Source organism: Bacillus sp. HMA207 (assembly GCF_003402455.1).
Classification (GTDB): Bacteria; Bacillota; Bacilli; order Bacillales; family Bacillaceae_G; genus Bacillus_A; species Bacillus_A cereus.
In genome coordinates, this window is sequence record NZ_BEZT01000001.1 from 26,602 (window position 1) to 50,711 (window position 24,110).

Genomic DNA, 24,110 nt, shown 5'->3' on the forward strand with positions numbered 1-24,110 from the left:
GAAATATACAAGGAGGTAGTTGTAATGGCTATTGAATGGGTAAAAGAAGGCAATTACGAAGATATTATTTATTCAACATACAATGGTATCGCAAAAATTTCGATTAACCGTCCTGAAGTACATAACGCATTCCGTCCAAAAACGGTAATGGAGTTAATCGACGCTTTTGCACAAGCTCGTGATGATGCAAATGTTGGCGTTATCATTTTAACAGGTGAAGGGGGACGTGCATTCTGTTCTGGCGGCGACCAAAAAGTTCGCGGTCATGGTGGATATGTAGGTGACGACCAAATCCCTCGTTTAAACGTATTAGACTTACAACGTCTAATTCGCGCAATTCCTAAACCAGTTATCGCAATGGTAGCAGGTTATGCAATCGGTGGTGGACACGTACTTCATATCGTATGTGACTTAACAATCGCTGCAGACAACGCTGTATTCGGACAAACAGGTCCTAAAGTAGGAAGCTTTGACGGTGGATACGGAGCTGGTTACTTAGCTCGTATGGTAGGCCACAAGAAAGCTCGCGAAATTTGGTACCTATGCCGTCAATACAACGCTCAAGAAGCGCTTGATATGGGCTTAGTAAACACTGTAGTACCATTAGAAGAGCTTGAAGCAGAAACAGTACAATGGGCACAAGAAATTTTAGCAAACAGCCCAATGGCACTTCGTTTCCTAAAAGCTGCATTCAACGCAGACACAGACGGTCTAGCTGGTATTCAACAACTAGCTGGAGATGCAACGTTATTGTACTACACAACTGACGAAGCAAAAGAAGGTCGCGACGCATTCAAAGAAAAACGCAGTCCGGACTTCGGTCAATTCCCTCGTTTCCCGTGATCAAACCAAAAGCGAAAGCGGCTTGCTTAGAACAAGAGGGCGTTGGAACTCCTGACGTAGAGGCGCTTTTTGCCTCGTAGGAAGGCGTGAAACGACCGACTGTTCTAGCCGCTGTAGCTGGATGAAACCAAAAGCGAAAGCAGCTCGTTCAGAATGTGAGGGGGATGGAGCTTCTGACGTAGAGGCGCTTTTTGCCTCGTAGGAAGAAGTGAAGCCACCGAACATTCTAGCTGCTGTAGCTGGACGTGACCAAAAGCGGAAGCGGCTCGCCAATAAAGTGAGACGCAACGAAAAGGTCAAACCGGAAACAAAACAACTAAGAGACTTGATATCATATCAAGTCTCTTTCTTTCATGAAAGGAGAATGAATGATGGAGACGATGCCAAATTGGTTAATGCAACGTGCATTTTTAACACCAGATCGCACTGCAATTGAAATAGAGGAAGAGAAAGTTACTTTTATGGAGCTGCATGAAAAAGTAGTATCTGTTTGTGAACACCTCACGCATGTTGGAGTGGAGCGAGGGCAAAAGGTGGCTGTTCTGATGAAAAATGGTATGGAGATGATTACAGTTATTCACGCCCTATCTTATGTAGGTGCAGTAGCTGTGCTTTTAAATACGCGTCTTTCAAGAGAAGAGCTACTTTGGCAAATGGATGATGCTGAAGTTGTTTGTTTAGTAACGGATCAAGATTTTGATACTAAAGATGTTCCTGTTTATTCATTCGCCGAAGTGATGAATGGACCAAAAGAGGAAGCCTCTATACAAGAAGAGTTTTCTTTAGAAGAAACGATGACAATCATTTATACGTCAGGGACGACAGGAAAACCGAAAGGCGTTATTTTAACGTACGGTAATCATTGGGCAAGTGCGGTCGGCTCTTCGCTTAACTTAGGGCTTCGTGATGATGATTGCTGGTTAGCTTGTATGCCGATGTTCCACGTTGGCGGACTATCTCTTTTAATGAAAAATATTATGTATGGCATGCGCATTTTACTCGTTCCGAAATATGATGCGGATTTTATTCATAAAGCACTTCAAACGAGAGGCGTAACGATTATTTCTGTCGTTTCTAAAATGTTAACTGATTTATTAGAGAGACTTGGGGCAGAGACATATCCATCTTCTTTACGATGTATGTTACTTGGCGGAGGACCAGCGCCGAAACCGTTATTAGAAACGTGTGTAGATAAAGGAATTCCTGTGTATCAAACGTATGGTATGACAGAAACGTCTTCGCAAATTTGTACGTTATCAGCTGATTACATGTTAACGAAAGTAGGATCAGCTGGAAAACCACTATTTCAGTGCCAGCTTCGTATCGAAAAGGACGGCGTAGTAGTGCCGCCACATGCGGAAGGTGAAATCGTAGTAAAAGGACCGAACGTAACAGGCGGTTACTTTAACCGTGAAGATGCGACGCGAGAGACTATTCAAAATGGATGGCTTCATACTGGCGACCTCGGTTATTTAGACAAAGAAGGGTTTTTATACGTATTAGATCGCCGCAGTGATTTAATTATTTCTGGCGGAGAGAATATATACCCAGCTCAAATTGAAGAAGTGTTACTCTCCCATCCGGCAGTAGCGGAAGCTGGTGTTGTCGGCATGGCTGACGATAAATGGGGACAAGTACCAGCTGCTTTTGTTGTGAAAAGCGGGGCGGTAACAGAAGAAGAAATTCTTCATTTTTGCGAGGAGAAATTAGCGAAATATAAAGTGCCGAAGAAAGCATGTTTCTTAGAGGAATTACCACGTAACGCTTCGAAAAAATTGTTAAGACGAGAGTTAAGACAATTAGTGGAGGAGATGTAGGTGGAAATAAAAAAAGCGACACTGTATATAACGGAAATGCCACTCGTAATCCCGTTTGCTGCAAGCTACGGGACTTACGAAAAGCGTGAGAGTATCGTTATTGAATTAGAGGATACGGACGGGTACATTGGATTTGGGGAAGTCGTTGCATTCTCTGAACCGTGGTATACGGAAGAAACGGTGAAGACGGCGCTGCATATACTGCAAGACTTTTTAATACCTGATTTATTAAAGGCTGAAATTTCTCATCCGAATGAGGTACCGGGTCTATTTCAACATATAAAAAGAAACCGAATGGCAAAAGCCGGAATAGAGGGGGCTGTTTGGGATTTATATGCGAAGCGTCAAAAGAAGTCGTTAGCGACATTGCTTGGCGGAACGAAGTCTGAAATTGAAGTCGGCGTTGTAATTGGCCTTAATACGATTCCAGTTATGTTAAAACAAATCGAGAAGTACGCGGAAGAAGGATACGAGCGTTTTAAAGTAAAAATAAAACCGGGGCATGATTATGAGTTATTGAAAGAAATTCGTAAAGAGTTTCCGCATATCCCGTTAATGGCTGATGCAAATTCAGCATATACATTAGGGGATACGGAGAGGCTGAAACGACTAGATGAATTCCAATTAATGATGATTGAACAACCGTTAGCGGATTACGATTTTCTTGATCACGCGGAATTGCAAAAGAAAATTGAAACGCCGATTTGTTTAGATGAAAGTATTCATAGTTTAGAAGATGCACGCGTTGCGATTACGCTTGGCAGCTGCCAAATTGTGAACATTAAACCAGGGCGAGTGGGCGGATTAACAGAATCGGTTCAGATCCATAATTATTGTATGGAGCATAACGTACCCGTTTGGTGCGGTGGTATGGTAGAAATGGGGATTTCACGAGCGCAAAATGTTGCTCTTGCGTCATTGCCTAACTTTACGATTCCAGGAGATATATCTGCTTCTAGTAGACATTGGGAGCAGGATATTATTTGGCCGGAAGTGACGCTTGAGGGCGGGAAAGTGATGGTGCCGCAAAGCGTTGATGCTGAGTATGAAGTAGATCGCGGAAGATTGGAAGAAATTACGAAGCAGCGGATTGTGTTTGAGCGGTAAATGGAAGTTTCATTAGGATGCCCGCAAATAGCGAGAGGATTTTGTCGTTCATTGTCGGTAAGTCGATATATTTCAATAATTGCTGATATAATTTGAGTTACGGTCGATATAATTGGAAAATCGCTGATATAATTTTATTTACCAAGGTTACTCTAACGAGTAGCCTTTTTGTATTGTACAAATTGGATAGACTAGTTTACAATCGAGCGTATAAAAATGGAATGAAAAAGGGGGAGTAAAATGAAGCGCATTTCAATTTTAATAGCGGATGACGAGGCAGAAATTGCTGATTTAATTGAGATACATTTAGAAAAAGAAGGGTACCATGTTGTGAAGGCAGCGGATGGGGAAGAGGCGGTTCATATTATTGAAACGCAGCCAATCGACTTGGTAATTTTAGATATTATGATGCCGAAAATGGATGGGTATGAGGTGACGCGTCAAATTCGCACGAAACATCATATGCCGATTATTTTTTTAAGCGCGAAAACTTCGGACTTTGATAAGGTGACAGGTCTTGTACTAGGCGCGGATGATTATATGACGAAGCCTTTCACACCGATTGAATTAGTTGCACGTGTAAATGCACAACTGCGTAGGTTTTTTACGTTAAATCAACCGAAAGTAGCGGAGAGTAAATCTGCTTTAGAAATAGGCGGAGTCGTAATTAATCCCGAGCGTAGGACGGTTGATGTATATGGTGAGCAAATTGAATTAACGCCGAAAGAGTTTGATATTTTATATTTATTAGCGAGTCATCCGAAGAAAGTGTACAATGTGGAAAATATTTTTCAGCACGTATGGGCAGACGATTATTATGAAGGTGGAAATACAGTAATGGTACATATTCGTACGTTGCGTAAGAAACTTGGAGAAGATAAAAGAAAGGATAAATTAATAAAAACAGTGTGGGGAGTAGGTTATACTTTTAATGGCTAATATGATGAAAAGTTTTCGATTTAAAATGATTGCCTTATTTGCGTTAAGTATGGTGCTTGCAGCAACTGTAACTTATATAATTTATAAAGGATTGCAGCTGTATTATAAAACGATGGTTCGCTACGAAGAGCCTTTAGCACAATTTAGGTCAATGGTAAGGGAATTTGGAGACATTAATTTCTTTTTAATTTTCTTTATTCCGTTATCTATTATCTTTTTCTTCTTTTTGACAAAACCGTATTTAAAATACTTTGATGAAATTTCTAATGGGATTCATCATCTTGCGAACGGTAACTTTACGAATAAAGTTCAAGTTTCATCAAATGATGAGTTTGGAAATATCGCGCGTGAAATAAATGTTGCAAGTGAAAAGTTAAAAGAAGCTGTTGAAAGAGGAGATTTTGCTGAAAGTAGTAAAAGTCAGCTCGTTGTGAATTTAGCTCATGATTTAAGAACACCATTAACATCCGTGTTAGGATATTTAGATTTAATTCTTAAAGATGAAAATTTAACAAAAGAACAAATTAAACATTTCTCCACAATTGCATATACGAAATCGCAAAGACTGGAAAGCTTAATTGATGAGCTATTTGAAATTACACGTATGAATTATGGCATGCTAAAGCTGGATAAAAAGCCGATTGATATAAGTGAGTTGCTTATACAGTTAGAGGAGGAATTGTATCCGTTATTAGAAAAACATCATTTAGAAGCTAGATTGAATGTGGCTCCTCATTTACCGATGCACGGTGATGGAAAATTGTTAGCTAGAGTATTTGAAAACTTGTTAACAAATGCCGTTCGTTACGGCTATGATGGACAATTTGTTGATATGAATGGGTATGTTGATAATGGAGAAGTTGTCGTACAAATTATGAATTACGGAGATAGCATCCCGGAAGAAGATTTACCGTATCTTTTTGATATGTTCTATACAGGTGATAAAGCAAGAACTGAGAACCGTGGCGGGACAGGCCTTGGACTATTTATTGCGAAAAATATTGTCGAGCAACATAACGGTACGATTTCTGCTGAGAGCAATGTAGTTAGAACGATATTTGAAGTACGATTGCCAAAAGACGAGAATGTAACAATTTAATAAAAATTTAAACTTTACCCCACTTTTTATTTTAATAGTTTTTTCTATTCTATACGTAAGTTACGTTAAGGAGGAACTAGAAATGAAAAAGTGGGTATTTATTTCTTTTTTTATAGTATGCACAGTATGTGTAGGCGTTTATATATCACCGTTATTTCAAAAGGAAATCGACGTTAAAATTGTCGGGAAAGATGAGCTAGTAAAGGCGGCAAACACCGATGGGAAAGAGATTACGAAGGAACAAATTTATAAGGGCGATTTATTATTAGTTAACAGGGATTACCCAGTAAAAAAAGATAGTATTAGGTCTGATATTATAAATGTAAATCATAATAGTGAATTAGTGAGAGGCTATGTAATATTTGATAGAAATCTTCGTTTATCAAAGGATGTTGTGAAAAAGTTTTTGAACGTTGTCGATGCGGCTGGAAAAGAAAGTGTTAACCATTTTTTGATTAGTAGTGGCTATAGAGATTTCCAAGAGCAAAAACAGCTATATGAAAAAATGGGATCTGATTATGCACTTCCAGCAGGATACAGTGAACATAACTTAGGATTATCACTGGACATTGGGTCTACTCAAAAGAAAATGGAGAAAGCGCCTGAAGGAAAATGGATTGAAGAGAACGTATGGAAGCATGGCTTTGTATTACGTTATCCGAAAAATAAAAGTAACATTACAGGCATTCAATATGAGCCATGGCATATACGTTATGTAGGCTTACCTCATAGCGCAATTATGCAAAAAAAGAATTTCACACTAGAGGAATATTTAGAGTTTTTAAAAGAGGAAAAAGAGATTTCAACTGAAGTAGAAGGTAAGAAATATACTGTTTCTTATTATAAAGTTTCTGAGAATATGAAAGTGAACGTTCCAGCAAACAAGCAGTATGAAATTTCCGGGAACAATATGGATGGGGTTATTGTGACGGTTCAGGAATAGAGAAAGAGGTTGTTCCGTTTGGAGCAACCTCTTCGTATATATAAGAAAGGGATTGATGTTTTTTGTCGGTAAATCGATATTCTTTGTCGAATCGTTGATATATTGTGAGTTACGGTAGATATAATTGAAAAATCGTTGATATATTGTAAGTTATGATAGATATATTCAAAAAATCGTTGATATAATTTCCTATACTATTAGCATTTTGGAGGAGCATCTTTTTATTTGCTTTTAAACATTATAACGTTATATTTACTTCTCCCTTTTTTTGTGTTACGCTAAACGTGTGAAAGAGATATAAAATGAAACTTTAATGTAAGCGTATTCTTATGGCTTCTTATAGAAAAGGGTGGAAATACAATGACAGAACGATTCGTACTACGTAATGTGAAACGTGTGAACGGGGAAGAGATTGACATTGTAATTGAAAATAATAAAATCGCACAGGTGACGAAAGCTGGTGCTGGCGAGGGTGGAAAGGTTCTTGATTACTCTGGTACTTACGTATCGAGTGGTTGGATTGATTTACACGTTCATGCTTTTCCAGAGTTTGATCCGTATGGCGATGAGGTGGATGAAATTGGCGTTAAGCAAGGGGTAACGACAATTGTTGATGCGGGTAGCTGCGGAGCTGATCGTATTGCAGATTTAGTAAAAAGTAGAGAGCAGGCAAAAACGAATTTATTTGCCTTTTTAAATATTTCTCGCATCGGTTTGAAACGAATTGATGAACTATCCAATATGGAATGGATCGATAAAGAGAAAGTAATAGAAGCAGTAGAAAAGTATAAAGATGTAATCGTTGGGTTAAAGGCGAGAATGAGTAAAAGTGTCGTTTGTGATAGCGGAATTGAACCGCTTCATGTTGCACGCTCTTTATCCCGTGAAACATCATTACCAATTATGGTACATATCGGTTCAGCGCCTCCTCGCATTGAGGAAGTTGTACCTCTTTTAGAAAAAGATGATGTCATTACACATTACTTAAACGGGAAAGAAAATAATTTATTTGATGAAGAAGGCAAACCGCTACCTGTATTACTAGATGCAGTGAATCGTGGTGTTCATTTAGATGTTGGTCACGGTAATGCTAGTTTTTCTTTTAAAGTAGCAGAGGCGGCGAAGCATCACGGTATTGCTTTTAATACAATTAGTACAGATATTTACCGGAAGAATCGCGTGCATGGTCCAGTGTATAGTATGGCTCACGTTCTTTCGAAATTCCTTTACTTAGGTTATCCGCTAGAAGAAGTAATTGATGCGGTTACGAAAAATGCAGCAGAGTGGCTTAAAAAACCAGAGCTTGGCCGTATTCAAGAAGGCGATATTGCAAATTTAACTTTATTTACGGTGAAAGATGAGAAGGTTACGTTAATTGATTCAGAAGGGGATCAGCGCATTGCTGAAAGAAGGATTGATACGAAAGGGGTTGTAATTAATGGGTCATTCATTGAATGCTAAGTACGGATTAAAAAGAGTAATTAATGCGAGCGGTAGAATGAGTATTTTAGGTGTATCTGCTCCTACAGATACAGTAATGGATGCGATGAAACATGGGGGACAAAATTATGTGGAAATTTCTGATTTAGTAGATAAAGCGGGAGACCATATTGCGAGAATTCTAGATTCAGAGGCAGCGGTCGTTGTGAACTCAGCATCGAGTGGAATTGCGCTTTCTATCGCTGGTATCGTTACAGAAGGAAATCGCCGTAAAAGTGAAAGACTTCATCAAGAAGTAATCGCGAAAAACGAAGTGATTATGTTAAAAGGTCATAACGTTCAATACGGTGCTCCTGTTGAAACGATGATTTACTTAGGCGGCGGTAAACTTGTAGAAGTTGGCTATGCAAATGAAGGGAAAGCAGAGCATATTGAAGATGCAATTGGTGAAAATACAGCAGCGATTCTGTATGTGAAATCACATCATGCAGTGCAAAAAAATATGATTTCTGTTGAAGAAGCATGGGAAGTTGCGCAGCGAAATAAAGTACCGCTTATCGTGGATGCAGCAGCTGAAGAAGACATTCAAAAATATGTGAAGTATTCAGATCTTGCTATTTATAGCGGTTCAAAGGCAATTGAAGGACCTACTTCTGGTATTGTGGGCGGTAAAAGAAAGTATATTGAATGGCTGAAAGTGCAATTACATTGCATTGGAAGAAGCATGAAAGTTGGGAAAGAAACAACTTTTGGTTTACTTCAAGCACTTGATGAGTACGGAGTAAAAGAAGATAAGAGCGAGCAAGAAAAAGAATTGCTACAAATACTTATGCCGCTAAAAGAATTAAATGGTGTAAATGTAACGATCGTTCAAGATGAAGCTGGAAGAGCAATCTTTCGAGCTCGTATTCATATTAACGAGAAAGAATTAAATAAATCAGCAAAAGATGTTGTGACTGTATTACGCGAAGGGGAAATTGCCATTTATACACGTGATTACGGAGTAAGACAAGGATTCTTTGATATTGATCCACGTCCACTTCAAGGTGATGACATATATGTGATTGAAGAAAAATTGAGAGAAATTGTAGGGGGAAACTAAAATGACAAACATTCAAAAACGTTTTTATAAAGACCGCGTAGCATTAAATGTATTGGCAAACAATATCCAAAATGCGAAAGATATTTTTGAAGCAGCAGAAGGATATGTAGTAGTAGGTGTTTTATCAAAAGATTATGCAACTGTAGAAGAAGCTGTTACAGCGATGAAAGCATACGGAAAAGAAATTGATGACGCTGTATCAATCGGACTAGGTGCAGGGGATAATCGCCAAGCGGCAGTTGTCGCTGAAATTGCGAAGCATTATCCTGGCAGTCATATTAACCAAGTGTTCCCTTCAGTTGGAGCGACACGTGCAAATCTTGGCGAAAAAGATAGCTGGATTAATAGTTTAGTATCGCCAACAGGAAAAGTAGGTTACGTAAATATTTCTACTGGCCCAATTAGTGCGGCTGGAGAAGAAAAAGCAATCGTTCCAATTAAAACAGCGATCGCACTTGTACGTGATATGGGCGGAAATTCATTGAAGTACTTCCCAATGAAAGGGCTAGCTCACGAAGAAGAATATCGCGCAGTTGCGAAAGCTTGTGCGGAAGAAGGATTCGCATTAGAGCCAACAGGCGGAATTGATAAAGAAAACTTCGAAACAATTGTACGTATTGCGCTTGAAGCAAATGTAGAGCAAGTTATCCCGCACGTGTACTCTTCTATTATTGATAAAGAAACTGGTAACACGAAAGTAGAAGATGTGCGTGAATTATTAGCAGTCGTGAAGAAGCTAGTTGATCAATATGCGTAAGAAAATTGCAGCGTTCGGCGAAGTAATGATGCGCCTGCAAGTACCTGGATATGAATTGTTGTCGCAAGCTAACACGTTAAATTACTCATTTTCAGGTACAGGTGTGAACGTTGCAGCGGCACTTTCTCACTTAGGGCATGAAGGGCTTCTTATTTCAACTTTACCGGAAAATTCGGTTGGAGATGCAGCTGTATCTTACATTCAAAAGTTAGGGATTCAAACTTCTCTTGTTTCAAGAGGCGGTAAATATGTAGGTATGTATTTTTTAGAAAATGGATTCGGTGCACGTGCAAGCCGCGTTACGTATTCGAATCGACTAGAAAGTAGCTTCAATACGGCGTCTGAAGAGATGTACCAATTTGAAGAAATTGCTAAGGAAATTGATATCGTTCATTTTTGCGGTATTACACTTGCGATGAATGATACGGTGCGCCATCATATGAAGTCTTTAGCGAGAGCAGTTAAAGAAAACGGAGGAACCGTCGTTTTTGATTGTAATTATCGTCCATCACTTTGGGGAGAAGACGGATATGAACAGGCAAAACCGCATTATGAAGAAATGCTGGGACTTGCTGATATCGTTATGATGAACGAAAAAGATGCAATGTTTGTTTTAGGAATAAAAACCGAAGAAACGGAGCGAAAGGCGCAACTTGTTGATCTTATTCCAAAGGTAGCTGAAACGTATCATATCGCTACAATCGCTGGTACTCATCGCTCTATTAACAGTGATAATACACATTCGCTTCGCGGGTTTATATGTAAAGATGGAACGTTCACTTTTGCAAAAACACTTACGTTTTCTGTATATGATAGAATAGGTGCTGGAGATGCTTATACGAGCGGAATTATTCATGGCGAGATAAAGGAGTTCGCACCAGAGAAAGCTGTTTCATTTGCGTCAGCAGCTGGAATGCTAGCACATACAATCGTCGGTGATACGCCAATGTCATCAGAGAAGGATATACTTCGGGCAATGACGGCATCAGTAGGTGATGTAGAAAGGTAGTGGGTGTAACGGTGAACGTAACGAGAAAAAAAGGACCATTATATTTGCAAATAAAAAATATTATTCGTGATCGAATATTGCATGGTGTATATGCGATTCATACGAATATTCCTTCCGAACCGCAGTTAGAAGAAGAGTTCAAAGTGAGTAAAATTACAGTGCGAAATGCGATTAAAGAACTCGCTCAAGAAGGATATTTGGAAAAGAAAAGCGGTAAAGGAACGAAAGTCATCCGCAATACTTCTGCGACAAAACTGTCAAAGGGTAAGAAATTTACTGAAGTGTTAGTGGAAGAAGGATATAAAGTACAGAAGAAATTGCTAAAAGCAGAAATTGTGCAGAATGAAGAAGGAACAGTGCCATTTCGATTATTCGGTAAGGAGAGTTTTCGTATTGAACGTTTATATACGTTAAATGATGCACCGTACATTCATTATACGCACTATTTCTCAGCAGGAATGGCAAGTTCAGATTTATCGGATTTTGACTTGCAATCGCTTTATGATTTAGTTGAAGACCGAGGTATTCATTTAGAAAACTTCAGAGATGAATTCGCTGTTGGACTCGCGCCTATTTTCGTTGCAGAAGCGCTAGGTGAAAAAGAGGGGACAGCGCTATTAAAACGCATGCGTTATTCTTACGATGAAGTTGGCGAAGTAATTGAATATAGCGAAGGCTACTACAATACAGAAATGCAGCATTATGTAGTGAATTATGACGTATAAAAAAGAGGGGATTTTCCCTCTTTTTTTATCCCGCGTTAACGGAAAGTAAAACTCCCACCTCAAAATTCAGTTGAAGCAAAGAAGTTAGGTGGGAGATCAACTGTCCATAAACGTCCGATTGGTTCAACTAATAATCAGTGGGGGATGAACAAAACCCCCACTGATTAAAGTTTCACTTTATAAAGTAAGGAGAATGGGAGATGGATATATACTTATTAATCGTCACGTTACTTGCAATTGCGATTGTTATTTTAGGGGTATCATGGTGGAAATGGCATGCATTTATTAGTTTAACAGTTGCGAGTTTGTTTTTAGCTATCATGTCTGGACTGAATGTAACGAAAATAGTGACTGCCTATGAAACTGGTGTTGGTAGTGTACTAGGGCATTTAGTTGGTATTTTAGCTCTCGGAACAATTTTAGGGAAAATGATGTCCGATTCAGGGGCCGGCATGCAAGTGGCAGATTTCTTTATTCGATTTTTCGGTGTAAAGAAACTACCTTGGGCTATGTTATTTGCAGGATTTGTTATAGGGATTCCAGTGTTTTTTGAAGTGGGGATCGTCATTTTATTACCACTTGTTATTTCCATTCGAAAAACGACGAAGCAAAATATATTATTAATTGCGTTACCTGTCATTGCAGGATTATCTATTGTTCACGGGCTCGTGCCTCCGCATCCAGGGGCGATGACAGCAATCGGTATTTATAACGCGAACTTAGGAAAGGTACTTTTATATTCATTAATTATCGCGTTACCGACGGCTATTATAGCAGGCCCAATATTTGCAAAGTGGGTACATAAGAGGGTTATACCTGAAAATGAACCGGAGCTTGTTCGAGTTACGACAGTATCAACTGATTTGCCAAGTCGTAAAGTTTCATTCTTTATTATTTTATTACCAGTTGTATTGATGATTTTATCAGTAGTTGCACCATATATTTCATTACCGAAAAAATTAACTGAATTTTTCGTGTTTATAGGAAGTCCAGTAATCGCCTTACTTATTTCATGTTTCGCAGCATTTTATTTACTTGGTATCAAACAAGGTATTAATAAAAAGATGATTAAAAAATTAACAGATGAAAGTTTATTGCCTGTCGGTTCTATTATTTTAATAATTGGTGCAGGCGGTGGATTTAAACAAATATTAATTGAAAGCGGCGTTGGAACAGCTATTGCACAAATGGCAGAACATATTTCGTTATCACCAATCGTATTAGCTTTCATGGTAGCTGGTTTAATTCGAATTGCAACAGGTTCAGCTACAGTAGCATTAACGACAGCAGCAGGGATTGTTTCACCAGTTATTCAGCACATGTCTGGTGTGAATTTAGAGTTGCTTGTTATTGCAACCGGTGCAGGTTCATTAATGTTTTCTCACGTAAATGATGCAGGGTTCTGGCTTGTAAAAGAGTATTTAGGTTTGACGGTGAAGGAAACTTTTAAAACGTGGACGGTACTCGAGACATTGTTATCATTTATTGCATTTGGTTTTGCGCTTGTGTTGAATATGTTTCTTTAAAAGATACCTAAATAGGTATCTTTTTTTTGATTAAGCCCAATTCCTAAAACAAGCCCGTTTTTAGGTAAGCCAAGCTTCCTATTCGCCCTGAAAACATAATATAAATGGAATCCCCTCATTTAGAGCAAGGTGAACTTGTTATGAATGATACTAAAGGAGGAATAGGGTAATGAGCGAAAAGTGTGAACACAGACATGATGATTGTAACCGCAGACATGGTTGCGGAGGCGGTTTTGCGCTTCTGATCGTATTGTTTATTTTATTAATTATCATCGGTGCTAGCTGCTTCGGCGGAGGCGGCGGTTGTGGCTATGGTGGTTATGGCGGTTATGCTGGCGGCTACGGCGGATATTGCTGCTAATTATTAAAAACTATTGAAAATAGCCTTGTGCATATTGCACAAGGCTATTTTATTCATATTTTTATATGCTGTGATAATTTATTAATGTAAAGAGAACGGATTAAGAAGAAGAAAATGATCTCGATAATCCCGAAAAAGGTGAGTACGATACATGTCTCTTTTAATAAGGAGAAAGAAAACATGCTTTGTAAAAACTTAACCGCAAATAATGTGTGAACACCAGCAACGATATAAGGAACGAAAAATAAAATTCCTAATTGAATCGTTGCAGAGCGAAACATTTCTGATTCAGTTAAGCCAAGCTTTGTAATCGTAATATACTTTTGTCTTTCAGTTGTTAAGTCATTATACATACGGAAATATAAAACACTAGCTGCTCCGATAAAGAAAATAAAGCCGAGAAATGCCCAAATAAAGAATTGAGCGACTGCATTTCCTTTACCGTAAATAAGTTCATCCGTAGCCGTATGTATGAAGAAAGGAACTTGAGCGTTCTCTTCTGTATGCTTTTCGTAGAACTCACGCGCATCGCCACTAATAACACGTAACATATTTTTGGTTGGAACGATTGCATTTTCCCAGTTTTCTACGAAGTAGTTATAGATTACAGTTGTTTCAATATGAGGAATCATATTATCAAATACATAATCTTGTACGACAGCTAAATGTGGGAATGCAAAGGATGGTTCGATTCCCTTATTAATAAACCCTTTAATATGAAATTCTTTTTTATTAGACCCGAGTGTAATCGTATTTTGCTTTGCAAATGGATTAGATACGAGATCGAGAAGTTCTGGTGAGTGCCGAGAAATAATATAAACTTCTGTAGAATCGATTGTTATTTCCGGTCTTTTCAATTGTTTAGCAATTGCGTTATAATCACTCATCTTCATAAGCATAATATTTTCTTTGGAAGCTGTATCTTTTAATACTGTAAACTTATATTTTTTGTAAAGAAAATTATTAGTTGTAAGCTCCGTTTCAATTGTAGAAATATGCTTTTGTTCAAGGGAATTGTCACCTTCTGATGTATACGTGAAGGGAACGGGATATCGCTCTAGTACTGATGCCTTCGTATTGTTATTAGCGGCGAATAATCCAATAATAATCGTAAATGCAAGTGCAGATAGCATAGAAACAATAAAGAGTACATTAATATTACTGCGTGTACGAGAAACTAAATCTGAAATCCATAACATATTTATTTGTTTCAAATAATACTTTCTGCGCTTCTTTAAAATATAGATGAAAAGAAGGAATGTTTGTGAAAAGAATAAATATGTCCCGACTATTACGAGCGGTAAAATAGATAACATAATAAAAAAGACAGATCCATTTTGCACATTTTTTTCCGTTACGTAGCCTCGCGGATAACCAGCGATATAATAGCATAGCCCTAAACAAATTAAAGCGAATAAAGAGATGAGTATAGATGGTCTTTTTTCAGCTGGCATTTTCTTGTTCCCTTTAATGAGGTGGGCTGTTTTTCGAGTACGAATAAACATTGGTGTAAACGTAGAAACGATTAAAAATAAAATGATAAACGTTACGGTTGTAACGATAATCGCTTCTGTTGGCCAATATAAATAGAGACCTTTCGCACTTGTTAATTTCGAAGTGACTAATAAGAAAAAGTTAGAAAATACAAGTCCACCTTGAATGCCGATAAAGATAGACAATATCCCAATTATCATGTTTTCGGTAAATAACAATCTTTTTAATTGTCTCTGTGAGATACCAAGAATAGTGAGTATCCCGAATTGCTGCTTCCGAACATTTAAAAATGTTCCAATTGAATATAAGAGAAAGAAGAACGAGAACATAACGATCACAAGCTGTGCTGTACTAGCTAAGTTCATTAGAGGATCACGTTCTTGAAAGCTTTGTACACTCTGTAAGCGCGGATGATACGCGTATACAGTAAATGAAAAGAAAACCATGATAGAAAAAGCACTACTTACAAAGTAGGCGAAATATGCTTTCGAATTACGTGAGACATTTTTAAATGCGAATTGCCAAAATGTCATCCACGTCTTCCTCCTAATAATGCTAGAACATCTAATATTTCTTGATAAAATTTTTCGCGATATAATCCGCGGTGTAGTTCATTATAAAGCTCTCCATCTTTAATGAAAATAACACGGTTACAATAACTTGCTGCAAACGGATCGTGCGTAACCATTAAAATCGTTGCATCTTCTTCTTTATTTAATTTCGTAAATAACTCCATTACGTCAATTGCCGCTTTTGAATCTAAGTTTCCTGTCGGTTCATCGGCTAGTAAGAGAGAAGGGTGATGAATAACAGCACGTGCTACTGCGGTACGCTGTGCTTGTCCCCCGGAAACTTCAAAAATACGCTTGTCCAAAATATGATCAATTCCAAGCTTTTTTGAAATGTTATCAAGCTTTTCATCCATTTCTTTTAATGGAACATTATCTAATGTTAAAGGTAGTACGATATTTTCACCGATTGTTAGTGTATCTAGTAGGTTAAAGTTTTGGAAAACAAATCCTAACTCTTGGCGGCGGAAAATCGCTAACTTCTCTCTACGAAATGTGTGCGGTTTTTTTCCGTTAATCACGACATCACCAGAAGTCGGAGAATCGATTGTAGAGATAACGTTTAAAAATGTAGATTTCCCGCTACCAGATGGTCCCATAATGGCAACGAATTCACCTTTATCCACGTGTAAATTTATATTTTTTAAAGCAGTATGAGGGACTTTTCCCTCATATACTTTTGAGACGTTTTTTATGTGTAATACTTCTTCCATAGTAATCACCTTCCTACTTTTTAAAACTTAATGTGTTGTGATAATTTTTGCATATAAAAGGAACGAATTAAAAGGAAAAATAAAATTTCAACTGTTCCAAAAATTAACAGTACGACTGTAATTTCAGCGAAGAACGAGAGATGTAATATTTCTTGTAACATCTTTGTCGCAAACATCGTATGGATTGATGCCATAATGTAAGGCACGAAGAAAAGAATCGCAAGCTGAATTGTCGCTGAACGTTTCATTTCAGTCTCAGTTAAGCCAATTTTCGTAATCGTTATATATTTTTCTTGCTCATTTGTTAAATCTGTATACATCCGGAAGTAAAGAACACTGCCAGCACCGATAAAGAAAATAACTCCTAGGAAAGTACCAATTAAGAAGAACGAAGCGACATTTAGTTTTGCTTTATATAGAGAATCACTCGCCTCACTTGCGTGGAAAGGAGGATGCTCTGCTTTGATTGCTTCACTTTCATTATAAATCTTTGTTGAAAATGCCGAACCGATGTTATGTGCTTTTTCCCAATCTGTAACTTTAAAGCTATATACACTCATTTGTTTTGAAACGTTGGATAATGCTTCTACATTTTCATCAGATAGTATGAGCAATTGGTATATTAAGCGATTTGGGAATGGGTTATAACTTTTATATTCTTTCACTTGTAGTTGTAAATTGTTTTGAGTAAGTGTAAGAGTATTTTTGTTGTCTTTATTATGAAGCGTTCCAATAACTTGATCATCTAAGTCTTTCATAAGAATATAAGATTCATTCTTATTGACCGTGAGCGTTTCCCAATTTAAAGCCTTAGCAAGTACATTATAGTCACTTTGTTTAATGGCATAATAGAGCTGCGTGTTATCTTCAGCCGAAGATACTTCATATATATCCGTTTTAAATTTTGTATAAGTAAAGTGCTCTTCATTAAATTTCTGCTCTAACCAGTTTAAATGTTCATCAGCTAACGTATTTTCAGTATGTGATAAATACGTAAACGGGAAAGGGTTTTGTCTAATTTCATCAAACTTTGTAAACTTCCCGAATCCATATAAGAATGTAATCATTGTAAAAGCGAGCGTCGATAGCATCGCTACAATAAAGAGCATGTTAATGTTTGTCCGAATACGTGATGCTAGATCGGAAATCCAAAGCATATTAATTCGTTTCATATAAAACTTTCTTCGCGTTTTTAAAATACGAATAAGTAAAAAACTGATTTGTGAAAAGAAAAAGTATGTTCCAGCTGCAATAAGCGATGGGATGACAAATATACTAGAGACGGCATATAAAAGTCCAATTATGTCACCTAGTGACATAAAATACAGCGGATTTGCGGCTAACGCATATCCACATATTAAACAGATCGCACCAAATAGAGAGATGAGCACGGATGCTTTTCTTTCTTTTTGTTGTTTTCCTTCTTTTAAAAGACGTACGGCTTTTCTCGTGCGAATGAGCATCGGTGTAAAAGATGATACGAGAATGAAGAGCCCAAGAAAGATGATGATAGTTAAAACGATAGCACTTGTAGGCGGATATAAATATAAACCAGGTACGTGTGTAATTTTAGCGGTAACTAACAAAAAGAACTGTGAAAAGACAACTCCAAGTTGAATGCCAAAAAATATAGAAAGAACACCAATTAACATATTTTCTATAAATATGAGTCGCTTTAATTGTTTTTGAGATATGCCAAGCACTGTTAAAATCCCGAACTGTTTTTTTCGTACTTTTAAAAACGTCCCGATTGAATACAGTAAAAAGAAAAATGAAAAGAACACAATGACAACTTCTGAAATTGTCATTAATATGTTCAGAGAATAATTCACGTCTGTCATATGCAATTTAGGATGAAATAAATAAACTGCAAATGAGAAAAAGATTGCGATGGAGAACGCACTGCTTACAAAATAGGCGAAATAAGCTCTGGCGTTTCTTGTGACGTTTTTAAATGCAAACTGCCAAAATGTCATTCACCTAAACCTCCTAATAGGGTGAAGATGAAAAGAGTATGAAAGATACTCTTTTCATCAAGTTTGTTTTAAATATTTTGTCCACTCGTGTAATGTGATAATTTTTGCATATAAAGTGAACGAATGAATAAGAAAAATACGATTTCAACGAATCCAAAAATAATAAGAACGGCTGAAACTTCTTTGAACAGAGATAAACCAATTACATCTTGTAGCATTTTTGTTGCGAACATTGTATGAATGGATGCCATAATGTACGGAATGAAAAATAAAATACTAAGTTGAATGGTTGCAGATCGTTTCATCTCTGTATCTGTTACACCGATTTTAGAAATCGTTATATATTTCTCTTGTTCGTTCGTCAAATCCGTATACATTCTAAAGTAAAGAACGCTACCAGCTCCAATGAAGAAAATAACTCCTAAAAATGTTCCAATTAGGAAAAATGCAGCACTGCCTGATGTTATTTTGTATAACGATCCTGCTGATTCAAAGGAACGAATAAGAGGTCCTTCATACTGGAATTTATTTCGATCTTTTTGCACTTTTTCTATAAAATTATCAGCAATTTCATATGTCTGTTCCCAGTTTTGAATTTTGTAATTGTATGCTGATATATGTTTTACGGTGTTAGGTAAGTTATTTACGATAATATCAGGCAACACTATCGTTTGATATGAAAAGTCAGATGGGATTGCGTTTACATGCTCATAACCTTTTACTCGTAATTTCGTATTTGTACTAGAGAGTGTAATGTAATCTCTTTTGTAGCTTTGCTCAAATTCGTTGAATATGGTGATATAAGATGTCCCTGTTAGCACATATGCTTCGTTATCATCCATAAATAGTTGTTTCATTCGTAAAGAATCTGCAAGTTTGTTATAGTCACTTTGCTTAATTGCGTATACGTCATTATAAATAGCTATATCTTTATCTTCTTTTAGTGGTGTTTCATATATATCAGCTTTTATTTTTTGATAAGGGAAATGCTCTTTTTGTAATTGTTGCTCAAGCCAATTTAAATGTTCTGTAACAAAAGGGTTCGCATCATAAGAAAAATAAGAAATTGGAAAAGGAGAAGTTCTATTCACCTCTAGCTTAATAAATTTCCCGAATCCATATAGAAACGTAATCATTGTGAAAGCAATTGTAGATAGCATCGCTACAATAAACAGCATATTAATATTCGTTCGAATACGGCTCGCTAAATCCGAAATCCAAAGCATATTAATCCGTTTCATATAAAACTTCCTTCTTTTCTTTAAAATATAAATAAGTAAGAAACTAATTTGTGAAAAGAAGAAATATGTTCCAATTGTAACAAGCGTTGGGATAACGAAAATACTTGAAACCATATATATAACACCGATTTGCGGGCTTACTGATACGAAATATTTAGGATTTCCAGCTAACGCATAACCACCAAATAAACAAATCGCACCAAATAATGAAACAAGTATGGATGGTTTTCTTTCTTTTTGTTTTCCACCATTTGTTTTTAAAAGGTGTACTGCTTTTTTTGTACGAATAAGCATTGGTGTGAATGCAGATACAATGATAAAAAGACTAAGGAAAACAATGGTTGTTAAAATAAACGCGTTAGTAGGCCCGTATAAATATATTCCTGGAACATGGGTAAGTTTGGCTGTTACTAATAAGAAAAATTGAGAAAAAACAACTCCAAACTGCATGCCGAAAAAGATAGATAAAATCCCGATTAACATATTCTCCATAAAAACAAGACGATGTAATTGTTTTCTCGATATTCCTAAAATGGTCAAAACACCAAATTGTTTTTTTCTAACTTTTAAAAAAGTACCAATGGAATATAGTAAAAAGAAGAAAGAGAAAAATACAATTACTACTTCTGAAAATATCATTAATCCTGAAATTTCAGAGGTCATGTCAAAGTTTTGTAATTTCGGATGGAATAAGTAAACAGCAAACGAAAAGAACACAGCAATGGAAAAGGAGCTACTTACAAAGTAAGCAAAATAAGCTCTTGAGTTGCGCGTGACGTTTTTAAATGCAAATTGCCAAAATGTCATAGATTATACCTCCGGCTAGAAGATATAGAAGTAGTTGTATTGCAAAAAATGTATGAGAGTGAGTTCTCATACATTTTGCTTGCATATGTTACGATCATACTTCGGTCACCTTCTCCGTATGTTCTGCTTGATTATTTGCAGCATTGTGGAAGATGATTTTAATGGTCGTTCCTTTACCAACTTCAGAATCTAGTTTGACAGAGTGACCTAAATAATCACAAATTTTACTTACAATATAAAGTCCCATACCAGTAGATTCTCCGAAGGCGCGACCGTTTTTCCCAGTGTAAAACGGTTCAAATACTCTTCGAATATCTTCTTGTGGAATACCAACACCTTCATCACGAACTTCTAAAATAATATCTTTTCCGTTTCGGTAAGCAGATAAGAAAACTTTCTTTCCGCGCTCACCGGAGTAACGAACAGCGTTTGTCATTAATTGATAGATGATAAATTTTAGCCATTTCGCATCAGAAGCAACTTTTAAATCAGAATGGACTTCTAAAACAGGGAAGACACCATTACGAATGAATAGTTCTTTTAATCCATTAATATTTTTTGTTACCGTATCTTTTAATGAAATCGTCTCGACATGGAAATCTTCATGGAAGTTATTTAACCTAGCCATGTATAAAGCCATATCAAGCCCTTGGTTTAGACGCTCTAATTCTTTTTTAAACTTTGGAATTAAATGCTCGTCTTCCATTTCTAGCACCATAAGCTGCATAACAGAAACAGGTGTCTTCATTTGATGTACCCAATGGTTAATGAATAGTTGATGTTCTTGTTGTTTTACTTCATACGATTGTAGTTCTTTTTGGAAGAGGCGGTACTGCGTACGCACGAGTTCATTGACACCGTGAGGCATCGGAGCAGTCGCTCTTTCAATAAACGCATCTTCCATTTTTTCTGGTTGCTCACTTAATCTATGGTACATTCTACGATTGCGAACGTAACGGTAAGCGAGGAAACAAATAAATAAATATAAACTTAAAACGACGAAGTAAAATTTATTGTTTTGAAATCCATCTACTGCATCATAAAGAACGAAAATGATACCGAAGTTTAAAACGTACAGTAGGAAAAATGCAAAATGATCACGTAAAAATAGCTTCATGCTTATTCACTCCAAGTTGCGTTAAAGCGATATCCAAGTCCACGTACTGTTTCAATAGAGTTCTCAATGCCAAGCTCATTAAACTTTTTACGAAGACGTGTAATGTTTACGTTTAATGTATTTTCCTCAACGAAGCTTTCGTCATCCCAAAGCGCAGCTAATAAATCTTCACGGCTCGCTGTACGAGGAAATTTAGATAATAACATTTCTGCTAAAATTGCCTCTTTCTTCGTTAAAAGAACTTGTTCAGATCCGAAGTGAATTTCTGGACGTTCAGGGAATAGTTTTAATCCTTCTACTTCAACGATACGTTCCGAAATATTTGGTGCATAATCACCGTAAATACGGCGTAATTGTCCTTTGATTTTCGCCATTACAACGTCGTAGTGGAATGGTTTTGTAATGTAATCATCCGCACCGCTTTCAATTGCCATAATTTGTTCCATCTCACCAGCACGCGCTGAAATGAAAATAATTGGACAAGTAGATTCATGACGAATTTGACGGCACCAGTAGAAACCATCGAATTTCGGTAAGTTTACATCAAGTAAAACAAGATGGGGTTTCACTGCGTTAAACGATTCCATAATATCATCGAAATTCTCCGCTACCACAGCCTCATAACCGTACTTCTGAATGTGAGATTGCAGTAATGATGAAATATTTGGATCGTCTTCAACGATTAAAATTTTATACATATGTATATTCCTCCTCAAAAAAAACAATTGTAGCTATAGTGTATCATGTGTTTCAAGTCTTTTCATTATGTTGAAAGATAAGCTAGTAAACAGTATAGGTTAAAAGTGAGAAAAGTAAAAAGGGCGCTGGATGAAATTGACAAATAACGGTAATCGGTTTAATATTTAGATAAATATCTAAATGTCTAATTATCGAAAGGAAGAAAGACATTGAATCAAGCATTCAAAGCATTAGCAGATCCAACAAGGCGAAAAATTTTAGACTTATTAAAAGAAGGCGATCTAACCGCTGGTGAGATTGCTGAACACTTCAATATGACAAAACCAAGTATTTCACACCACTTAAATGCACTTAAAAATGCTGAACTTATTCAAGATGAAAAGAAAGGGCAATTCGTTATGTACTCTTTAAACACAACGGTCTTTCAAGATTTATTGACTTGGGTGTTTACATTTACGAATAAGGGGGAAGAGGGGAAATGAAAAAGCATCTTTTTGCAATCTTATTAATTGTTATAACTTGTTTAGCTTGGGCGTTTGCTTGGCCACATTTACCGGATACAATTGCAACGCATTGGAGCGGCGGTAAAGTAGATGGATATTCTTCTAAATCGTATGGAATGCTTTCTATGGTTGGAATTATGATTGTTTTATATATTTTTCTAAACGTGTTACCAAAGATTGATCCAAAGAAAGCGAACTACGAGAAGTTTTCTAAAGCTTTTATGATGATGAATAACGGGATACTACTGCTACTATTTGTAGGGAATATAGATATTATTACAAGTGGATTAGGATACAATTTATTCATTAATCGCGTGCCGGAATTATTAGTGGGTATTTTATTTATAGTCATCGGAAACTATTTACCACAATGTAAACCAAACTACTTTGTAGGTATAAAAACACCGTGGACATTAAGTAACGAAGAAGTGTGGAGAAAAACGCATCGTTTTAGCGGAAAGGTGTTTGTTGCATTGGGGATCATTATGATTTTAAGTGTTTTTGCACCAGTGGCGTGGAAATCTTTCGTAATGGTTGGAATTATTATTGGTGCAGTAGGATTAACGATGGGATATTCTTATGTTGCTTATAAAAAAGAAATAGGGGCCTAATAAAAAATTATGGGGGAGAGAGGATGAAAAGACACGTATTACCATGGAGTTTAATTATTGGCATTGCAATTGGATGGTATATTGTATGGCCATATTTACCAGAACAAATTCCACGCCATTATAATGCGGCAGGAGTAGTAGATGGATATTTTTCTAAAGTAGAAGCAAGTTCTGTTTCAATAGGTAGCATGATGTTGCTGTATTTGATATGGCTAGCTCTTGGGTATATTGATGTAACGAAAGATAAGTATAAACAGCATGCTAAAGTCCTTTCCGCAGTCCATTATGCAATTCTTTTAATAGGATTCGGTTGTAACTTATTTGCGCTATTAGCAGCGTCTAATTATATTGCATCGGGCTCAATTGCATTTAATTTTGGACTTGGAACATTGTTTCTTGTACTAGGTAATTACATGCAACAAACGAAGCCGAACGGGTTAGTAGGCATTCGAATGGACTGGACATTAGAAAATCCTGTAGTTTGGAGAAAAACACATAGATTTGCTTCGAGGGTATTTGTAATAGGTTCACTTTGTATATATGCCGGGGCTTTGCTTCCAGATCCATTTAATATTTTTATGGGGATTGGAATCATATTAATATGTATTATCGTATCAACAATAAAGTCATATAGTATTTATAAAGAAGAGTTTAAAATGTAAATAAAGCTGCTTTTCCTTTTAGGGAAGAGCAGCTTTGTTTTTAGGGTATT

The 24,110-nt window shown here is 36.8% G+C and carries 22 protein-coding genes; 16 read left to right on the forward strand and 6 right to left on the reverse strand.

The genetic code is table 11. The annotated features are described in order from the left end of the window. Positions 1-24 precede the first annotated feature (24 nt). From menB to HMAS_RS00275, 13 genes are all read left to right on the forward strand, one after another. The gene (gene menB, locus HMAS_RS00210; RefSeq protein ID WP_000963881.1) at positions 25-843 is read left to right on the forward strand and encodes a 1,4-dihydroxy-2-naphthoyl-CoA synthase; all 819 of its coding nucleotides are present in this window, start codon (positions 25-27) and stop codon (positions 841-843) included. Between the two features lie 371 nt (positions 844-1,214). Further along, positions 1,215-2,660, forward strand: a complete 1,446-nt coding sequence (locus HMAS_RS00215) for an o-succinylbenzoate--CoA ligase (protein ID WP_116344660.1) — start codon at positions 1,215-1,217, stop codon at positions 2,658-2,660. Continuing rightward, complete coding sequence (gene menC, locus HMAS_RS00220; protein WP_025709982.1) at positions 2,661-3,767, forward strand: o-succinylbenzoate synthase; 1,107 nt, start codon at positions 2,661-2,663, stop codon at positions 3,765-3,767. It abuts the gene before it with no gap. A 240-nt stretch (positions 3,768-4,007) separates the two neighbouring features. Next, positions 4,008-4,706, forward strand: a complete 699-nt coding sequence (locus HMAS_RS00230; RefSeq protein WP_000822509.1) for a response regulator transcription factor — start codon at positions 4,008-4,010, stop codon at positions 4,704-4,706. Then, positions 4,699-5,805: a sensor histidine kinase gene (locus HMAS_RS00235; RefSeq protein WP_025709983.1), complete on the forward strand. Its 1,107-nt coding sequence runs from the start codon at positions 4,699-4,701 to the stop codon at positions 5,803-5,805. Before HMAS_RS00230 ends, HMAS_RS00235 begins: the two co-directional genes overlap by 8 nt. Before the next feature lie 82 nt (positions 5,806-5,887). Next, positions 5,888-6,748 carry a D-Ala-D-Ala carboxypeptidase VanY gene (locus tag HMAS_RS00240; protein ID WP_000759406.1) on the forward strand — a complete coding sequence of 287 codons (861 nt, stop codon included), beginning with the start codon at positions 5,888-5,890 and terminating at the stop codon, positions 6,746-6,748. Positions 6,749-7,108: 360 nt separating this feature from the next. After that, the gene (locus HMAS_RS00245) at positions 7,109-8,209 is read left to right on the forward strand and encodes an amidohydrolase/deacetylase family metallohydrolase (RefSeq protein WP_025709984.1); all 1,101 of its coding nucleotides are present in this window, start codon (positions 7,109-7,111) and stop codon (positions 8,207-8,209) included. Beyond that, positions 8,187-9,290 carry a DgaE family pyridoxal phosphate-dependent ammonia lyase gene (locus HMAS_RS00250; RefSeq protein ID WP_025709985.1) on the forward strand — a complete coding sequence of 368 codons (1,104 nt, stop codon included), beginning with the start codon at positions 8,187-8,189 and terminating at the stop codon, positions 9,288-9,290. Before HMAS_RS00245 ends, HMAS_RS00250 begins: the two co-directional genes overlap by 23 nt. 1 nt (position 9,291) lies before the next feature. Continuing rightward, a complete protein-coding gene (gene dagF / locus HMAS_RS00255) occupies positions 9,292-10,047 on the forward strand; it encodes a 2-dehydro-3-deoxy-phosphogluconate aldolase (RefSeq protein ID WP_000181896.1) in 756 nt (251 codons plus the stop codon). Continuing rightward, positions 10,040-11,056: a sugar kinase gene (locus HMAS_RS00260; RefSeq protein ID WP_001227510.1), complete on the forward strand. Its 1,017-nt coding sequence runs from the start codon at positions 10,040-10,042 to the stop codon at positions 11,054-11,056. The genes dagF and HMAS_RS00260 overlap by 8 nt, the downstream gene beginning before the upstream one ends. Beyond that, complete coding sequence (locus tag HMAS_RS00265; RefSeq protein WP_025709986.1) at positions 11,056-11,781, forward strand: GntR family transcriptional regulator; 726 nt, start codon at positions 11,056-11,058, stop codon at positions 11,779-11,781. The genes HMAS_RS00260 and HMAS_RS00265 overlap by 1 nt, the downstream gene beginning before the upstream one ends. Positions 11,782-11,981: 200 nt before the next feature. Continuing rightward, a complete protein-coding gene (gntP, locus tag HMAS_RS00270) occupies positions 11,982-13,307 on the forward strand; it encodes a gluconate permease GntP (RefSeq protein WP_025709987.1) in 1,326 nt (441 codons plus the stop codon). Between the two features lie 169 nt (positions 13,308-13,476). Continuing rightward, complete coding sequence (locus HMAS_RS00275) at positions 13,477-13,668, forward strand: YjcZ family sporulation protein (protein WP_001290392.1); 192 nt, start codon at positions 13,477-13,479, stop codon at positions 13,666-13,668. A gap of 53 nt (positions 13,669-13,721) precedes the next feature. On the opposite strand, the gene HMAS_RS00280 is transcribed toward HMAS_RS00275, so the two are convergent. The 6 genes from HMAS_RS00280 to HMAS_RS00305 all read right to left on the reverse strand — a co-directional run bounded on the left by HMAS_RS00280 (position 13,722) and on the right by HMAS_RS00305 (position 22,283). Further along, a complete protein-coding gene (locus HMAS_RS00280; protein WP_025709988.1) occupies positions 13,722-15,695 on the reverse strand; it encodes an FtsX-like permease family protein in 1,974 nt (657 codons plus the stop codon). Then, a complete protein-coding gene (locus tag HMAS_RS00285; protein ID WP_000393250.1) occupies positions 15,692-16,444 on the reverse strand; it encodes an ABC transporter ATP-binding protein in 753 nt (250 codons plus the stop codon). The genes HMAS_RS00280 and HMAS_RS00285 overlap by 4 nt, the downstream gene beginning before the upstream one ends. A gap of 20 nt (positions 16,445-16,464) precedes the next feature. Continuing rightward, entirely contained in the window at positions 16,465-18,420 is a 1,956-nt protein-coding gene (locus HMAS_RS00290) for an ABC transporter permease (protein ID WP_025709989.1), read from the reverse strand. A gap of 68 nt (positions 18,421-18,488) precedes the next feature. Next, positions 18,489-20,468, reverse strand: coding sequence for an ABC transporter permease (locus tag HMAS_RS00295; RefSeq protein WP_025709990.1), 1,980 nt, complete (start codon positions 20,466-20,468; stop codon positions 18,489-18,491). Positions 20,469-20,562: 94 nt separating this feature from the next. Next, the gene (locus tag HMAS_RS00300; protein ID WP_000765342.1) at positions 20,563-21,585 is read right to left on the reverse strand and encodes a sensor histidine kinase; all 1,023 of its coding nucleotides are present in this window, start codon (positions 21,583-21,585) and stop codon (positions 20,563-20,565) included. A gap of 2 nt (positions 21,586-21,587) precedes the next feature. Next, complete coding sequence (locus HMAS_RS00305) at positions 21,588-22,283, reverse strand: response regulator transcription factor (protein ID WP_000276738.1); 696 nt, start codon at positions 22,281-22,283, stop codon at positions 21,588-21,590. Positions 22,284-22,493: 210 nt separating this feature from the next. Here HMAS_RS00305 and HMAS_RS00310 point away from each other — a divergent pair, with 210 nt between their 5' ends. The 3 genes from HMAS_RS00310 to HMAS_RS00320 are packed head-to-tail and all read left to right on the forward strand — an operon-like array spanning position 22,494 to position 24,060. Beyond that, complete coding sequence (locus tag HMAS_RS00310; RefSeq protein WP_001070523.1) at positions 22,494-22,766, forward strand: autorepressor SdpR family transcription factor; 273 nt, start codon at positions 22,494-22,496, stop codon at positions 22,764-22,766. Next, on the forward strand, positions 22,763-23,398 hold the full coding sequence (locus HMAS_RS00315) for an SdpI family protein (RefSeq protein WP_000716363.1): 636 nt from the start codon (positions 22,763-22,765) through the stop codon (positions 23,396-23,398). The genes HMAS_RS00310 and HMAS_RS00315 overlap by 4 nt, the downstream gene beginning before the upstream one ends. 23 nt (positions 23,399-23,421) lie before the next feature. Continuing rightward, positions 23,422-24,060, forward strand: a complete 639-nt coding sequence (locus HMAS_RS00320) for an SdpI family protein (protein WP_116344661.1) — start codon at positions 23,422-23,424, stop codon at positions 24,058-24,060. The last annotated feature ends 50 nt before the right edge of the window (positions 24,061-24,110 follow it).

Excerpts from the sequence above, each read along its gene's own strand:
- HMAS_RS00240 (WP_000759406.1), top strand. The coding sequence starts at position 5,888 with ATGAAAAAGTGGGTATTTATTTCTTTTTTTATAGTATGCACAGTATGT.
- HMAS_RS00300 (WP_000765342.1), bottom strand. The coding sequence starts at position 21,585 with ATGAAGCTATTTTTACGTGATCATTTTGCATTTTTCCTACTGTACGTT.
- dagF (WP_000181896.1), top strand. The coding sequence starts at position 9,292 with ATGACAAACATTCAAAAACGTTTTTATAAAGACCGCGTAGCATTAAAT.
- HMAS_RS00260 (WP_001227510.1), top strand. The coding sequence starts at position 10,040 with ATGCGTAAGAAAATTGCAGCGTTCGGCGAAGTAATGATGCGCCTGCAA.
- HMAS_RS00245 (WP_025709984.1), top strand. The coding sequence starts at position 7,109 with ATGACAGAACGATTCGTACTACGTAATGTGAAACGTGTGAACGGGGAA.
- HMAS_RS00230 (WP_000822509.1), top strand. The coding sequence starts at position 4,008 with ATGAAGCGCATTTCAATTTTAATAGCGGATGACGAGGCAGAAATTGCT.
- HMAS_RS00215 (WP_116344660.1), top strand. The coding sequence starts at position 1,215 with ATGGAGACGATGCCAAATTGGTTAATGCAACGTGCATTTTTAACACCA.
- HMAS_RS00285 (WP_000393250.1), bottom strand. The coding sequence starts at position 16,444 with ATGGAAGAAGTATTACACATAAAAAACGTCTCAAAAGTATATGAGGGA.
- HMAS_RS00320 (WP_116344661.1), top strand. The coding sequence starts at position 23,422 with ATGAAAAGACACGTATTACCATGGAGTTTAATTATTGGCATTGCAATT.
- HMAS_RS00305 (WP_000276738.1), bottom strand. The coding sequence starts at position 22,283 with ATGTATAAAATTTTAATCGTTGAAGACGATCCAAATATTTCATCATTA.
- HMAS_RS00250 (WP_025709985.1), top strand. The coding sequence starts at position 8,187 with ATGGGTCATTCATTGAATGCTAAGTACGGATTAAAAAGAGTAATTAAT.
- menB (WP_000963881.1), top strand. The coding sequence starts at position 25 with ATGGCTATTGAATGGGTAAAAGAAGGCAATTACGAAGATATTATTTAT.
- HMAS_RS00290 (WP_025709989.1), bottom strand. The coding sequence starts at position 18,420 with ATGACATTTTGGCAGTTTGCATTTAAAAACGTCACAAGAAACGCCAGA.
- HMAS_RS00280 (WP_025709988.1), bottom strand. The coding sequence starts at position 15,695 with ATGACATTTTGGCAATTCGCATTTAAAAATGTCTCACGTAATTCGAAA.
- HMAS_RS00295 (WP_025709990.1), bottom strand. The coding sequence starts at position 20,468 with ATGACATTTTGGCAATTTGCATTTAAAAACGTCACGCGCAACTCAAGA.
- HMAS_RS00315 (WP_000716363.1), top strand. The coding sequence starts at position 22,763 with ATGAAAAAGCATCTTTTTGCAATCTTATTAATTGTTATAACTTGTTTA.
- HMAS_RS00235 (WP_025709983.1), top strand. The coding sequence starts at position 4,699 with ATGGCTAATATGATGAAAAGTTTTCGATTTAAAATGATTGCCTTATTT.
- HMAS_RS00275 (WP_001290392.1), top strand. The coding sequence starts at position 13,477 with ATGAGCGAAAAGTGTGAACACAGACATGATGATTGTAACCGCAGACAT.
- gntP (WP_025709987.1), top strand. The coding sequence starts at position 11,982 with ATGGATATATACTTATTAATCGTCACGTTACTTGCAATTGCGATTGTT.